Below are 14,170 nucleotides of genomic sequence, written 5' to 3'. Positions count from 1 at the left end.
TGCTCAATGTTGCTGAGTTAAGTTGCGTGGAGAACGCCTAATGCAGAGCAATGACAAAATAACTATTGAGGTTTTGCATGACTCGCTAGTCGCGGCTATCCCTGTGATGTTAGGCTATGTTGCCATTGGGATACCATGTGGGATTCTTTCGGCATCGATGGGTCTTAACTGGTTGCAAGTCCTGCTTTTTAGCATTTTCTTTTATTCTGGCGCAGGTCAATTTATGATTCCTAATATGTTTCTCGCCGGGGCTGATTTACTTTCGATTTTTGCAAGTGTTTCTTTTGTCAACACTCGCCAGACACTATATTCTGCTGCACTTGCGCCTTTCTGCGAAAGATCTCGCAAACGTCGCATGTTTTGGTACATGGTTACTGTGACCGATGAGACGTTTGGGATCGCCATTAGCAAGTTTAAACAGGGAAATTGGAGTGTAGAACGAGCAATTTTTCTCAATGAGTTTTCTCATGCTTCCTGGACAATTTCTTGTGTAATTGGTTGCCTCTTGGGGCCAGTTATCAACATTCCGCTGCCAATTGCTTCTTTTGCGATGACTTCTCTTTTTATTTGTCTAGTTGTGGGCTCGATAAAAACTAAGCCAACTTTTGTTGCTGCTGTTGCCGGTGTTGTTGGTGTTATCGTCTTTAAATCGGTCGGGCTAACTGGACCAGCTATTTTTCTTGGCGCTATTTTTGGCGTTGTTGTTGCCTATGCATTTGCACAGCTGCAAAACCGGCGTGCTAAAGTCGATAATTCTGAAGCAGGTGAGAGTTAATGTCTTGGACAACGTTTGGAGTTCTTTTTCTTTCTGTCACTGTGACCATTGCTGCATGCAGGGTCATGCCTGCTTTTATTTTGAAAGGCAAGCAGATTTCAGAGCGAATGCAATTGTGTTTAAATTTGATAGCACCTGCCGCCTTTGGGGCTCTTGTTGCGAATGACATTTTCACGGCTGGGATGTTTGACGCAGGCATTTGGCCAGGGTGCTTGCCAGTTTTAGCTGCAGTTGTCGTGTTTCTTGTTGCATATAAAACCAAGTCGATGATTATATGCTGTCTTGCAGGAATAGGAATTTATGCTGTTCTTTATGCAGCTGCAACAGGTGGATTTGCCTTTTAAACGACGAGTGCATAAAAGTTAAGCTCCATTTTTCTATTAACAGACAAACACATTTGCTTTATTTGCACTGAGCGCAAAAACCATGAAGGTGGACATCTTTTGTCTTGCAGGAATGGGAATTTTTGCTTACATTTTGTGTTTTGTGCGTCAGTTGATTTGACTCTTAGGAATTAAAAGTTTGGTTAGATAAAAAGTTTTGCCTCGTCAAAGAAAGTTTGCTTTGGTTACGTGTTACACGCAGATTTGAAGTAAGAATTTTATGCATTCCGCAAACTGAGGATGTTTTTTTAGCTTTTCTTCTAATTTTGCATAGACTAATAGTCTAGGTACGCGTTTTAGGTGCATCCTATTTACTCTTCTTTTCCGTGCAACTGGTCGATTGCAAGACCAATGCAGTCGCAAACATTGTTTGCCATAGCACCGCGTCGACCAAATTGTTTGCTCGCAATTTCTCCTGCAAGCGCGTGTGCTTCAACAGCTGCAGCGCAAACGTTAGCGGTTTCACTGACGCTTGTTGGGCGTGATTGAGCAATGAGACCTGCTATTGTTCCCGCTAAAACGTCACCTGTGCCAGCTGTTGCAAGAGTGTCTGTTCCTCCAGCTGGATTCAAAACGCTGGTTGAAGTGATAACCTGCGTTTTTTCACCTTTGGCGACAACGACAACATTGTTAGCTTCGGCTGCCTTGAGTTTTCCTTGTACTCGAAAAGCAATTAGTGAGGGATCTAATTTGTTGTAGTCGTCTTCGCGATTATCGCGCAACCATTTTTTAAGCTCTCCATGGTGCGGAGTGATTATGAGTGGAGTTGTTCGGCCGTAGACCGATTTGGCCCCATTAATGTCTTCGAGCGACGCAAGTGCTTCAATCATGTCGGCATCCACGACCAGAGGTGTGTCTGCGTTGACCAACTTCTTTAAAAGTTTTGTTTGTGTTTTGCCAGAGCCAACACCAGGGCCATATAAAACACAGTGTTGTTTTTCCAGCGAAATGAATTCAAATGCATTTTTTCCGATGAATGATTCTGTGTTGTTTGGGATTGGCACTGAAACAATTTCAGGAAGAGAACTTTGAAAAATGGTTCTTATGCAAATTGGCACAAAGGCAGTGACATAGCCTGCGCCAGCACGCGCAACAGCTTTGCTTGCAAGCATCACAGCTCCTGGATATTTTCCGCTCCCTCCAATTACAGCAACTCTACCACGAGAATATTTGTGCACGTGAGGGTTGTTTTGCGGAAGAAAATTTGAATATCTTGCAAGCTCCATTAGTCCTCCTAAATCGCTTCTATAAAGATAACATGCCAATTGTCCATGTGCTATTATGAACTCACTTTATAAATAAAGAAAAGGTTTATTTATGGACAAAGCGAAACGTGACCTTAAGAGCACGTCTGTAATTATCATCGTATTGGCAATTTTTGACTTAATCGGCGCTATCGCATCAGTCGCTCTTCCAAATGGTGCCTATTCCTATGAAACACTTGTAAACATCACTGGCATGGCACCTTCACTTGCTTCAACGACAGTAAACTCTACTGTGGGTGTTGCAATTTTAGTTTTTTTGTTATTGGTGTTTGTCGGTTTAAAGGGAATTATTGTTTCAAATGGAGGAAAAAGAAGCCGTCTTGCAACCGCAATAGTTTCTTTATGTACACTTGCTATGTGCCTTCAAATTGCCGCTACTTGCTATGCATTGTTTATGGGAACGACGGACTTCATGCATTCTCGCTTGATTGTTCAGGTCACTGTAATCGTTATTTTGATTCTTTACAACGCTTTGACTAAAAAGGTAATTTCTTTAAGAAAAACGACCGTCTAGTACTTCTCAACAGGAGGAAATAATGAGAAAGCCAATTATTGCCGGCAACTGGAAAATGAATAACACGGTTGCCGAAGGTGTCGTATTAGCTCAAGAGATTTCAAACAATTTCTATCGTGATTACACAGAATTTGTCGATGTGATTATTTGTCCCCCGGCGGTTGATTTGAAAGCAGTCAAAGGTGTCTTGGAATTTGATAAGCGAGACATCTATGTTGGCGCACAGAATTGCTATTTTGAACCATCTGGCGCCTACACCGGCGAAATTTCTGTAAAGATGATTTCTGATGCTGGATGCGATTTCTGCATTGTAGGACACAGCGAGCGTCGCGAAATTTTCGGTGAAACTAATGCGATGATTAACGATAAAGTTCGTGCTTTGGTGGAGTATCAAGGCAAGAAAATGACACCGATTTTGTGTGTGGGTGAATCATTGGCGGTTCGTGAATCTGGTGACTACATTGATTATGTAACTAAACAGGCAGAGGCGGCTTTGGCTGGAATCGATATTTTTGATGCTGACCAACTGGTGATTGCATATGAGCCAATTTGGGCAATTGGAACTGGTCGCACAGCCACTCCTGAACAGGCTCAAGAAGTGTGTGCCGCAATTAGAAGTTGCCTTGCAAACATCCTTGGTGGTGCAATGGCAGAAAAGATCAGAGTGCTTTATGGCGGTTCGATGAACGAAGGAAACGTTGATTCTTTGCTTGAGCAGCCTGACATTGATGGCGGTCTCATCGGCGGTGCTTCTTTGAAAGCATCATCATTTGTCAATTTAGTGAAAGCTGCTGTTGAATGTCAAAAGTAGATAAGTCTAAACTCAATTTGCCAGCGTGTTTAATCATCATGGATGGCTTCGGTCTTCGTGATGAAAAGGAGGGCAATGCGATTGCACTAGCGAACACCCCCAACTTGGATCGTCTGTTTTTATCATGTCCTCACACTCAACTAGCTGCGAGTGGTGAACCTGTTGGTTTGCCCGATGGGCAAATTGGAAATAGCGAGGTTGGACATCTAAACATTGGTGCAGGTCGTCTTGTTCCGCAGGAGCTCACTCGCATAAACCACGCTTGTAGAGATGGTTCAATTGCAAAAAATGAAGTTCTTGTGCAGGCTTTTGATAACTGCATTAAGAAGAATAGTCGCCTTCACCTACTTGGATTATTGAGCGATGGTGGCGTTCATTCTTCAATCGACCATTTGTTTGCACTCATAGATGCTGCAGTCTCACATGGAGTAGAGACTATTCGTGTTCATGCTTTTCTTGACGGGCGCGATGTTGCGCCAACTTCGGGTACCAAATATGTCACTGAAACTCTAGAAAAGTTTGAGCAGGTTAGACTCGAACACGATAATGTGAACATTAAATTTGGTTCAATTTGTGGCCGCTTTTACGCAATGGATAGAGACAATCGATGGGAGCGCGTCAATTCTGCCTACAGGTCGGTTGTTTTGGGCGAGAATTTGTCACGAGAGTTGAATCCATTAGAATATGTTGTACATTCGTATAAAGAGGGAATAACTGACGAATTTGTGGAGCCTGCGGCGTTTTGCTCTAAAGGAATTCGTAAAGGTGATTCATGTGTTTTTTTCAATTTTAGACCTGACCGTGCGCGTGAAATCACTAGAGCGATCGCTTTAGATGAATTTTGCGATTTTAATCGCGAAAAGGTTCAAGACTTGTTCTTCGTTTGTTTAACCCAATATGACGAGACTTTTCCTCTGCCTGTCGCTTTTCCGAAATCATTTCCTGAGAATGTCCTTTCCGACGTTGTGAGCGATGCGGGGCTAAAACAGATTCATATTGCAGAGACTGAGAAGTATGCTCACGTTACATTCTTTTTCAATGGAGGAGTTGAAGAAGTAAAACCTGGGGAAGATAGAATCCTCATTCCCAGTCCTAAAGTGTCAACATATGACTTAAAGCCTGAAATGAGCGAACCAGAGGTCACTGAATCTCTTGTTCAAGCGATTGAGAATGATTCTGCTGATTTTTACATTGTAAATTTCGCAAATTGCGACATGGTTGGGCACACAGGCGTTTTAGATGCTGCTATTAAGGCAGTTGAAGCTGTTGATGACGGAGTTGGAAAAGTCACTGATGCCATCGAGAAGAAAGGTGGCTTCGCGCTTGTCACAGCTGATCATGGCAATGCAGATCAGATGATTGCAGAAGATGGTCAACCACACACTGCACACACAACCCGGCTCGTCCCACTAATTTTGTGTGATTACACGGGGAAGAATAGGGAGTTTACTGACGAGAGTCATGTTGGAGCTCTTTGTGACATTGCGCCAACAATGCTAACGCTAGCTGGTCTTTCTGTACCGCCGGAGATGACTGGTAGCAACCTTTCTGCCTAAACAGAAAACTTTTGAACACTAACTTGATTGTTTTGCTATAATAACTAACTCGTGAGTCGTAATGACTCATGCACATTAGTTGCGATTTACTAAGGATGTGAAATGTCACCTATTGCAATAATTTTGCTAGTTTTGTTGTTCCTTTCTGGGACTGGTCTAGTTATTTTTATTTTGATGCACAGTGGCAAAGGGACTGGTATTTCTGACGCTATTGCTTCATCTATGTACTCTTCGCAGAGTGGCACTAGCATTATTGAGAAGAACCTTGATCGCATCACTATCATTTGCGCCGTTGTATTTATCGTCACATTGATTCTGATGATGGTTTTCTTCCCAACAGGAATGATTCAATCAGGCAATTAGATTTTTAGCGTTTTTTTCTTCAATCTTTGGTAGAATAGTTTTCGCACTTTTACATATGTTTGAATTTGTCGGAGTGGTGGAACGGCAGACACGCTAGCTTGAGGTGCTAGTGCCCACATATTCGGGTGTGCGGGTTCAAATCCCGCCTCCGACACCATCTTTTCAAGCATTTTCATCTCGCGCAAAGCGAATATTTATTCGGGCGGTTAGCTCAGGGGGAGAGCACTACCTTGACACGGTAGGGGTCGTAAGTTCAAATCTTATACCGCCCACCATCTGCTCTATCAAGAAAAATTTTGTATGAGCTATTAACTTTAACTTCTTTAATCAAATACGAAAATTGATCGTGCTTTGCGTTAATTAATGTATTGCGTAACACATTATATCGGTAATCACTAATCACTGAAATTAACGCGCCACAGGTTCGCATAATCTCATAATCCTCACTTATGTCTTTTGGGTCAGACTATCTACATTGGTGCCAGACTTCGTTGGTGACAGACCTTTTCAGTGAGGTCAGTCATTAATTTCCTTGCATTGGTGCCAGACATTTTCAGTGGGGTCAGACTTTCTGTATTGGTGCCAGACTTCGTTGGTGTCATTTCAGTGGGGTCAGACTATCTGTATTGGTGCCAGACTTCATTGGTGGTTTTTCTGTTACATTATTTTCATCTTCTTCTAGATTAAAAGACTTTAAAGCCTCTTCTTCATAACTCATATATTTTTCTAGATTTTCTCTTGTAACGGCTAATTGAATGAAACTACCTTCTTTAAATTTAATTTCATTTCACTTCATTGGTGCCAGACTTTCTGCATTGGTGCCAGACTTCATTGGTACCAGACTTTTTCAGAGGGGTCAGACATTTATTTCCTTGCATTGGGGTCAGACTATCTGCATTGGTGCCAGACTTCGTTGGTGCCAGACCTTTTGCAGAGGGGTCAGATATTAATTTCCTTGCATTGGTGCCAGACCTTTTGCAGAGGGGTCAGACATTAATTTCCTTGCATTGGTGCCAGACTTCGTTGGTGCCAGACCTTTTGCAGAGGGGTCAGTCATTAATTTCCTTGCATTGGTGCCAAACATTTTCAGTGGGATCAGACATAATTAGGCGGTGCCAGACAATTTTTAGAAATATCGAAATATTCAAAAAGTTCTAAGGTCAAATGCTATTTTTAGCTGAGGAAGCCAAGATTTGAATAAAGGAAAAAAATATTGATAGCCATTATCTTTTTAAAGTATAATAACAACTGGTTTAAACACCACATCACTTTACCTTTACTCCTATTGGCGGGAGGCACTGAAAAGGTTCCTCCCGCCGCCCAATCCTAAATTACGCGTCCTAAGCTAAGACCATAAAAGATTTTTTTGATCCTTTCTCTAGTGTAAAAATGTATCAATTTTTGCATTAGGGTAATTGCTGTTTGCTTGTCGTTTTTGCAAGAATTGTTTCTATATGAGTTGGATGTGCGCAACTTGTCACTAATGGTTCGTGCTTCTAGGCGTTTATACTCACATCGATAATATGGTTTCATTGAATTTGCTGTTTTGCTTTGTTCTTAAGGTTCTATTGGCGTTTAGTGCCTTATTACTTTTCTTGCAAACCTGTCTCTTTTGTAATGGTGCCAGACATCATTTTTTATTATTAAGCTTTTTTCAAATCAATTACTGGGGGAGTTTTCTTTTACGTTGGTGTCAGACATATTCTTTCATGAAGTACACAGGTTTCTGATTTCTCTTTTCTAAAAGAATGCTGGTTTTTCAGTTCGTGTAGATCTCCTTTAAAAGGGGTCAGACTTTATGCAGCGGTCACCACGGGGACATAAGGGGTCAGACTTTATATTTGTTAGCTGATTGACAGCGGTGTCAGACATAAAAATTTTACAAGCCGACAATGGGGTCAGACATGATGGTAAATGCAGAAAGTGTTCTATAATTCAAATATCCCAGTAAAATTTTGAACAGGTTCTTTCTGCATGGACTTGTTTTTTGCATCTGCATCGGTTAACCATTTGGCACTGTACAGATAGGCGCCATGCGAAAGGCGCGAGCGATTATTGTCGCTTGAGGGAATGTGGGTGAAAATCCTACGCTATACCAGTAACCGTAAAAGCTGTTCCCCATGGTCGAAGCTCTCACTGTCTATGCGAAGAGACAGTGAATTTCTTCGTAGATTCCTGCAGGCATGCAGATTGGGTCACACAGGCAAAGTCGGAATGCTCATCTGTCGCTATTTGCCCTGGAAGAAAGGTTTTTTTATGTCTGAGAGTAATATCTCAAAATCGAATGTTGTGCCGTTATGGCATAGAATTTTGAGAGCTTTTCTAGCTCTTTCTCTTGTAATTTCTCTGAGTCCACATCTAGTTTTTGCTAATGATTCTGATCAAAACTCATCTAGTAGCTCGCAGGCTGCTCTTTCACAGAACTCTTCGACAGAGGGGTCAGACATAGATGCAGGTGGTGCTACCTCGGTTAGTTCCCCTGTTTCTGAATCATCTTCCGCAGAAGCCCAGGTTGAAGGAGGAGGAACAGCGAATGCCGAGGGAGTCTCTTCAGATTCCGAGGTTGCAATCCTTAATGACACATCCGAACAGGATGTCAACACAAGCGCTATTGGAAATGATGCAGGGGAGCCTGAAAGTGCCGCTGATACAGCAACTTTGACATCTGGATCTGAGTTGAGTTCCCAAGCTTTTGTGTTGATTCAGTCGACAAAGGACTACTCAACAACTTACCCACAAAAGTACGGCACGCTTAAAAATGGCGACGTGCTGTGGGCAAACATGTTCGACAAGGTGGAGACCGAGGACTACTGGGGTGACCCAACAACTGAGACTAAATCTGTTGTCAACCCCGGCGGGTGGACATACACATGGATTGCCTCAGATACTAAGGGCGATGAGACGAGTGTTTACACCCAAGAGCTGGGTCATGATCAGTCGCTTACTGTTACGTCTGACATGGCAGGAAAATATATAATCTGCAAAGTTAACGCAGGCGGAAAAGATTATTTTGCACCCGCGTCAACATATGATGGGTCTTTTAATGCCAACTACATTCCTGGATCAGTTTTAGGAGCAGGTCAATATGAGCTAGCAAATGTAAAGTTAAGCAGCGATGCTCCAAGTGTTGGAGACACGCTCACAGCCACTTCATATATTTCATACTCAAGTCAGGCGCCAGCCGATGCAAATATTACATACACCTGGTATTCTTCAAGCTCTCAAAAATCAGGATTCGCAATCATTGAAGGACAGACAGGCTCGTCAATTTCTGTTACCGATGATCTTTCTGGCAAGTATATTAAGGTGGAGGCTTCCGCGGGAGTTAACACTGTTTCTAAAACGACCACAAGCAAGGTTAAGCTTGCAGGCGAAGTTGAATTATCGGCCATTTCTATCATCAACATAAAAGACAACACAAGCGTGTTTACTGTTGGTGACACTGCGAAAGCACGCGCCAAAGAAAAGGGTGGTGCCTACGGTGCGTTCGTTGACCCTTCAAAGCTCTGCTTCCAGTGGCAAAGCTGTGACACTAAAGGAGGAACCTACGCCGACATCGATGGCGCGACCAATGAGACTCTTGTGCTCTCTGACGATTTAGGCGGGAAATATTTAAAGTGCTTGGTATCTTCGAAAATTGGCACTTCATCTTTGACTAATTCAACTGGGGCGCTCATCGCTTCAGCGGGATCCATTAACGTGACTTCTGTCGAAATGAGCCCTTCTTCTGGAAAAGTTGAAGTCGGTGCAACTATCACTGCGACTGCAAAGGCTGCTTCTGGGGATGTTACCAATGACAGCCATGTCAAATGGAGATGGTATAAAGGAACTTCCAAAACTGCAAGTTCGTGCAATACTTTGATTGAAGGGCGAACGAGCAGCTCAATTACGGTAGACGAATCGCTCAAGGGTTTTTATGTTGTTGCCACGGCTGACGGCGGATATGGAGAGAAAAAACCATATTATGCGGCTGGACCAGTTTCTGTGGCCGGGCAAGTTGAGCTGTATGATGTTCAGTTTGAAGGAAGCTATGAGACGAATGGTGTTCGTGTTGGTAACACTATTAAATCTAAGGTTCGCAAGAAAGACGGATCAAGCTATTCATATCTCAATAACACTGATAAAGTAACTTATCAATGGCAGTATTCTGACACTAATACTAGTTACGATTCTTCTTTTAAAGACATCCCTGATGCTACTTCATCTAGCTACACCGTTGAGGAAGCGTATGTTGGGAAATATCTTCGTGTAAAAGTCACAAGCGAGAATACTCTCTACAGTACACAAAAGAAAAGTTCTTACGGTAGTGGATATAGCGCAAAAGATCCGTTGGGACCAGTAACCCTCAAGGGTCAATACAAATTAGCTGCAATTGAGTTGGCTGACAAAAATGTTCTGCTTCAAGTGGGGTCAAAGCTGACGCCTCGTGTGCTTGTTCCTGGTTCCTATGCTGGATCAACAAAGGATGTTCCTGCCGATGCGGAACTCACAATGGCTTGGTATGAGAGTTCTGATAACGGTGCAACTTGGACTGAAATCACTGATGGCATTGATACAAGCGATGGAAGTCTCACGATGTCTGACCCCCTTGTCGGAAAGCGTTTAAAGGTCACGGCCTCCGCCCTAGATAACACAGTTGAGTGGGTTTCTTCAAGTGTTGTTGGTTCACAGGGCGAATATGATTTACTTCGTGTAATAACAAATCCAGCAGCTAACGATGATTCAACGCAACTTGTCACTGGCGACAGCATTTCTGCAACAGTCCAGGCCAAACGTGCCGATGGCTCTACTACAAATGGCATCGATGTCACTAAAAATGTAGATGTAGAGTGGTTTGCATCTGATTCTTCTGATGGGGAATTCACAAAAATCGAAGGCTTGGCAGGTTCAAGTGTTACTTTGCCAGATTCAGTTTCAAATAAATACATAAAAGTAGTTGTTAATAGCGGAAATTCAAGCGTCGAAGCTCAATTTAAAAAAGCAGTGCTGGGCAAGAATTCGCTTGCAGCGGCAATTCAGAAGCTCAATGACGCAAATGTTCAGCTCAGTGTTGAATACAGCCCAGAAGGCGGAAATGTCAACGATACCCTCAAAGCAGTGCTCTTAAACCTCGGTTACGCGGACGTTGACGTTAAGGTTATGGAAGGCGGTGTCGCCTTTAAGCAAACTGACCCTTCTGCCACTGTTGGAATATCAGATGCGCATGATGACTCCAACGGCACTGTAACTTTCTTGAAGATTGACCCTAATAACTACAGTGGTTTTTCGATTGATCAGTTGAGATATGCAGATGTTGTCTTTAAATTAACCCGCGGAGATGAAGTTGATTATTATCAACCAGACAGAACGGTGAGCGTTGCTTGGGATGAAAGTGCGCTTCAAAGTCTGTTGGATAGCGCAGCTGAGCAAATTGCGATTGGATTTGCAGAAGGAGATTCAGCAGAATCAGTCACTGCTAACATGACTTTGCCATATCGTGCTGGTTCGAATAATAAGTTTGAGGTCTCATGGTCGACTTCTGATAAGGAAGCTGTCTGGGTTTCAGGTTATGGCTGGTCTGATTACACAGGGAAAGTCACGCGAACGGCGACAGACCGTGAAGTAACGCTCACTGCCACACTGAAATTGATTAAAGATGGGCCAGAAGGCGTGTCGGGCTATTGTGGTTTTAATTTGGTTGTCAAGGGGGATCCCGAAAAAGTTGCTGCTGAAAAGGAGGCTTTACAGCAAAAAGTCGATACTGGCTTTACCTACGATAAGGTGAAGTACGCGGGGTCAGACTTGGTTGCAAATCATGAGGGGCTGACAGACGATTTGCAGATGCCTCGTCCTTCTGACCTTGGAGTTGATGGCAAATATTACAAGGTTGAATTCAGTGCAAGCACTGAAGACGTTGTATTCAATGGCTATAGAGGCGCAGTCTATCAGCCAATGTCTGGCACCTCTGCCGCAGCTACTAAAATCTCAGTTACTGTAACTGATAAATCTAATAGCGAGATATCTGCAACAAAGACTCTAGATTATTTCATTGAGCCACAAGATCAGGCGGAGCTTGAAGCTGAACTTGCGCTTATGGAGCAGGCAAAAGCTGGTTATACAGAAGCTCTCTTGGACGGGCAGGTTGCTAGTGAAGTTACGGAGAACCTACATGCGTTCCAAAAGGCCTATTTGAAAGATGATGGCACTATTGCATGGAGCTACAGTAAACAAACTTCTGATTCTGCTGGCTCAGGCATTGTCCCTGTTGAAATCAAGGGTGCAAGCGAGACAGCAGGCTATCGCTTGTTTAAATCGAGCAAGCCTAATGTAGTTCAACATGAAAATCTAGTTGTCAAACAGCCTGTCTATAACACTAGGGTAAAGATCACTTCTGTTCTTTCAAGTGAAAAATTTGCTCGTTATGCAGAAAAATACCCCGACAATCCAACTTATGCAAAACTTGCTAACCAGGAAGTCACCGCCACGGTTGTTGTAAAAGGCTCAACGGGGTCAGACGATCCCAATGCTGGCAAAGATCTAAAAGTAACCGCGAAGGTTACAGGGGTGTCAGACATGAATGCCGATGGCACCTATACAGACATCGTTGTTGCGCCATTTAGCGAAATTACTGTAGATTATGATGACAGCGTTACAGCCGAGACTATCCTTGAAAAGATAATGATCAAAGCTGGATGCTCCGATTTGGTTTCTAACAGCCTTGGACTCACTTCGGCTAAACTTCCTGATGGGCGCACTCTTGCTATGGAAGAGGTGAACGGAAGCTGGAGCTGGTGGGAATTCTACCTTAATGGTGTATCTCAGAGTTCCGTCGGGGCAGCAGGCTATTACGTAAATGATGGTGATTTTGTAGAATTCCGCTACCACAAAGGTGACGGAACGAAAAAGGATAACACCGACAACATCAAGTCTGACCCCTCTGCTCCTCGTCCTGATTGGCAAAGCAGTTGGCCAGGTTATAACAACGGTGGAAATGCTTCTTCTAATGCATCAACCCCAGTAGAAAATGCTAAGGAGATCTGGAAATTTAGCTATAAAGATTACTCGGATAGTAAACATCCAAATGCAAGTGAGCCACTAATTGTTAATGACTACATTTACCTCGCCGTTGATGGAAAACTAGTAAAAATAAACAAGGCTAGCGGTGATGTGGTTGGAAGCGCAGATCTTGCTGGCAGTGTTGGGTTCACGTCACGACCAGTTTATTCGCAGGGCGTTGTTGTAGTGCCTCTTGACACAGGACGTCTTCAGGCTTTGACGGCCGACAATCTCACGACAGTTTGGGTTACTGATGAGCTTAGCAGCGCGGCACAGTCAAACTCAACTTTAACTGTTTCAGGAGACTATGTCTATTTTGGAACCGTGGATGTCGACTACACAAACAAAATTTTTAACAATGGTCATTTTGTAAAAGTAAGCTTGAAAAATGGTGCTGTGGCGTGGAGTGATGTTGACGAGAATGAGGGCTATTACTGGAACGGAGCTTTAGTGAAAGATGGATGTGTGGTTGTTGCAACGAGTGCTGGTACGGTAAAAGCTTTTAACGATAAAGACGGTACTCTTTTGAGCTCTGTTTCTCTTGGGCAGTTGGTCAACTCTGATTGTGTTGCAGGACCTGGTGGGAACATTATTGTGATGTCCCGTGACGGCAAGTTAAATGTGCTTTCTCTTAATAACGCGGCTCTTAGTGTTGAAAACGCATTCGATCTTGGCTTTAGTGGCAGTGCCTCAACTCCTGTTATTGTTGGCAATTGCGTTTATGTTGGAGGTGAGATTCGCGGAGGATCTGCACTAGCAGTTGTTGATTTTATGACCGACAATCCTCATGTTACGCTCGTAACATCGGCTGACGGACAGTCTTTACTGAGCGGAGGAGTTAAGGGTGCACCATTAGTGTCGACTCAGAGTGAAGGAACATTTGTTTACTTCACCGTCAACGGCGCTGATGGCTATAACAAAAAGACTGGCAATTATGAGAAGGGTGGCGGAATTTATCGTTATAGGGTCGGAGATGTAGAAGCCACACTCATGTTTGACCCCGTTGGAAATAACCAGTATTGTGATTCGCCAATAATTTGCGATACAGACGGAACGCTCTACTATATCAACGACTCAGGTAACCTTTTCTGCGTTGGCAAGGCTGTTAAAGATGATGACAACACAAACAACAGCGGCGATGACACTAGTGGTTCCACGAAGTCTGACCCCTCAGTGTTTCCATATTATGGCTATGCGCAACGTGCAGTAATCGGCGCAAGTTTAATTCAGTCAAGCAAGGCTGCTTCTGGGGAGAAGAAAGCAGCTGATGAAAGTGTTGCTGATAAAAAAGGAACCTCTAAAAAGGGGTCAGACCTTTCTGGTGATAGCTCTCAGAAGAAAGAAACCCCTGCTAGTACCTCTAATGACGTTTTCGTAGCTTCAGTTGTTGCAGGCAGCGTGCTCTTCCTAATCTTGCTTCTTGCAGCTCTCAGGTTGCTGAAGAAGAAAAACTTGTAATCGTTTTAAT

Annotated in this window: 8 protein-coding genes, 2 tRNA genes and 1 riboswitch; of the genes, 9 read left to right on the top strand and 1 reads right to left on the bottom strand. The window is 43.3% G+C overall.

The window, feature by feature from the left end; genetic code table 11:
* Positions 1 to 40: 40 nt before the first annotated feature.
* Both FXZ76_RS06055 and FXZ76_RS06050 read left to right on the top strand, forming a co-directional pair.
* Positions 41 to 775 carry an AzlC family ABC transporter permease gene (locus FXZ76_RS06055; protein ID WP_231961768.1) on the top strand — a complete coding sequence of 245 codons (735 nt, stop codon included), beginning with the start codon at positions 41 to 43 and terminating at the stop codon, positions 773 to 775.
* The gene (locus FXZ76_RS06050; RefSeq protein WP_079536698.1) at positions 775 to 1,119 is read left to right on the top strand and encodes an AzlD domain-containing protein; all 345 of its coding nucleotides are present in this window, start codon (positions 775 to 777) and stop codon (positions 1,117 to 1,119) included. The genes FXZ76_RS06055 and FXZ76_RS06050 overlap by 1 nt, the downstream gene beginning before the upstream one ends.
* A gap of 350 nt (positions 1,120 to 1,469) precedes the next feature.
* Here FXZ76_RS06050 and FXZ76_RS06045 read toward each other — a convergent pair whose 3' ends face one another.
* The gene (locus FXZ76_RS06045; RefSeq protein ID WP_079536696.1) at positions 1,470 to 2,384 is read right to left on the bottom strand and encodes an NAD(P)H-hydrate dehydratase; all 915 of its coding nucleotides are present in this window, start codon (positions 2,382 to 2,384) and stop codon (positions 1,470 to 1,472) included.
* Positions 2,385 to 2,475: 91 nt separating this feature from the next.
* On the opposite strand from FXZ76_RS06045, the gene FXZ76_RS06040 reads away from it, so the two are divergent.
* From FXZ76_RS06040 to FXZ76_RS06010, 7 genes are all read left to right on the top strand, one after another.
* Positions 2,476 to 2,937, top strand: coding sequence for a hypothetical protein (locus tag FXZ76_RS06040; protein ID WP_079536693.1), 462 nt, complete (start codon positions 2,476 to 2,478; stop codon positions 2,935 to 2,937).
* 22 nt (positions 2,938 to 2,959) lie between these two features.
* Positions 2,960 to 3,748, top strand: coding sequence for a triose-phosphate isomerase (gene tpiA, locus FXZ76_RS06035; RefSeq protein ID WP_079536691.1), 789 nt, complete (start codon positions 2,960 to 2,962; stop codon positions 3,746 to 3,748).
* Positions 3,736 to 5,304, top strand: a complete 1,569-nt coding sequence (gene gpmI, locus FXZ76_RS06030; protein ID WP_079536689.1) for a 2,3-bisphosphoglycerate-independent phosphoglycerate mutase — start codon at positions 3,736 to 3,738, stop codon at positions 5,302 to 5,304. Before tpiA ends, gpmI begins: the two co-directional genes overlap by 13 nt.
* Positions 5,305 to 5,406: 102 nt before the next feature.
* On the top strand, positions 5,407 to 5,667 hold the full coding sequence (gene secG / locus FXZ76_RS06025; RefSeq protein WP_079536687.1) for a preprotein translocase subunit SecG: 261 nt from the start codon (positions 5,407 to 5,409) through the stop codon (positions 5,665 to 5,667).
* Positions 5,668 to 5,734: 67 nt separating this feature from the next.
* Positions 5,735 to 5,824: transfer RNA gene (locus FXZ76_RS06020), tRNA-Leu, on the top strand.
* A 43-nt stretch (positions 5,825 to 5,867) separates the two neighbouring features.
* Positions 5,868 to 5,942: transfer RNA gene (locus FXZ76_RS06015), tRNA-Val, on the top strand.
* Between the two features lie 1,774 nt (positions 5,943 to 7,716).
* A riboswitch (adenosylcobalamin-variant (AdoCbl-variant) riboswitch) is annotated at positions 7,717 to 7,895 on the top strand.
* Between the two features lie 82 nt (positions 7,896 to 7,977).
* Positions 7,978 to 14,160 carry an immunoglobulin-like domain-containing protein gene (locus FXZ76_RS06010; RefSeq protein WP_147571566.1) on the top strand — a complete coding sequence of 2,061 codons (6,183 nt, stop codon included), beginning with the start codon at positions 7,978 to 7,980 and terminating at the stop codon, positions 14,158 to 14,160.
* Positions 14,161 to 14,170: the final 10 nt, after the last annotated feature.

This window comes from Phoenicibacter congonensis (genome assembly GCF_902386915.1).
Lineage (GTDB): Bacteria > Actinomycetota > Coriobacteriia > Coriobacteriales > Eggerthellaceae > Phoenicibacter > Phoenicibacter congonensis.
The sequence above is the reverse complement of the archived record's forward strand: the minus strand, read 5'-3'. Positions and strand labels throughout refer to the sequence as shown.

Bases quoted from the DNA above. Each gene is read 5' to 3' on its own strand.
- tpiA (WP_079536691.1), top strand. From the start codon at position 2,960: ATGAGAAAGCCAATTATTGCCGGCAACTGGAAAATGAATAACACGGTT.
- gpmI (WP_079536689.1), top strand. From the start codon at position 3,736: ATGTCAAAAGTAGATAAGTCTAAACTCAATTTGCCAGCGTGTTTAATC.
- FXZ76_RS06045 (WP_079536696.1), bottom strand. From the start codon at position 2,384: ATGGAGCTTGCAAGATATTCAAATTTTCTTCCGCAAAACAACCCTCAC.
- secG (WP_079536687.1), top strand. From the start codon at position 5,407: ATGTCACCTATTGCAATAATTTTGCTAGTTTTGTTGTTCCTTTCTGGG.
- FXZ76_RS06050 (WP_079536698.1), top strand. From the start codon at position 775: ATGTCTTGGACAACGTTTGGAGTTCTTTTTCTTTCTGTCACTGTGACC.
- FXZ76_RS06055 (WP_231961768.1), top strand. From the start codon at position 41: ATGCAGAGCAATGACAAAATAACTATTGAGGTTTTGCATGACTCGCTA.
- FXZ76_RS06040 (WP_079536693.1), top strand. From the start codon at position 2,476: ATGGACAAAGCGAAACGTGACCTTAAGAGCACGTCTGTAATTATCATC.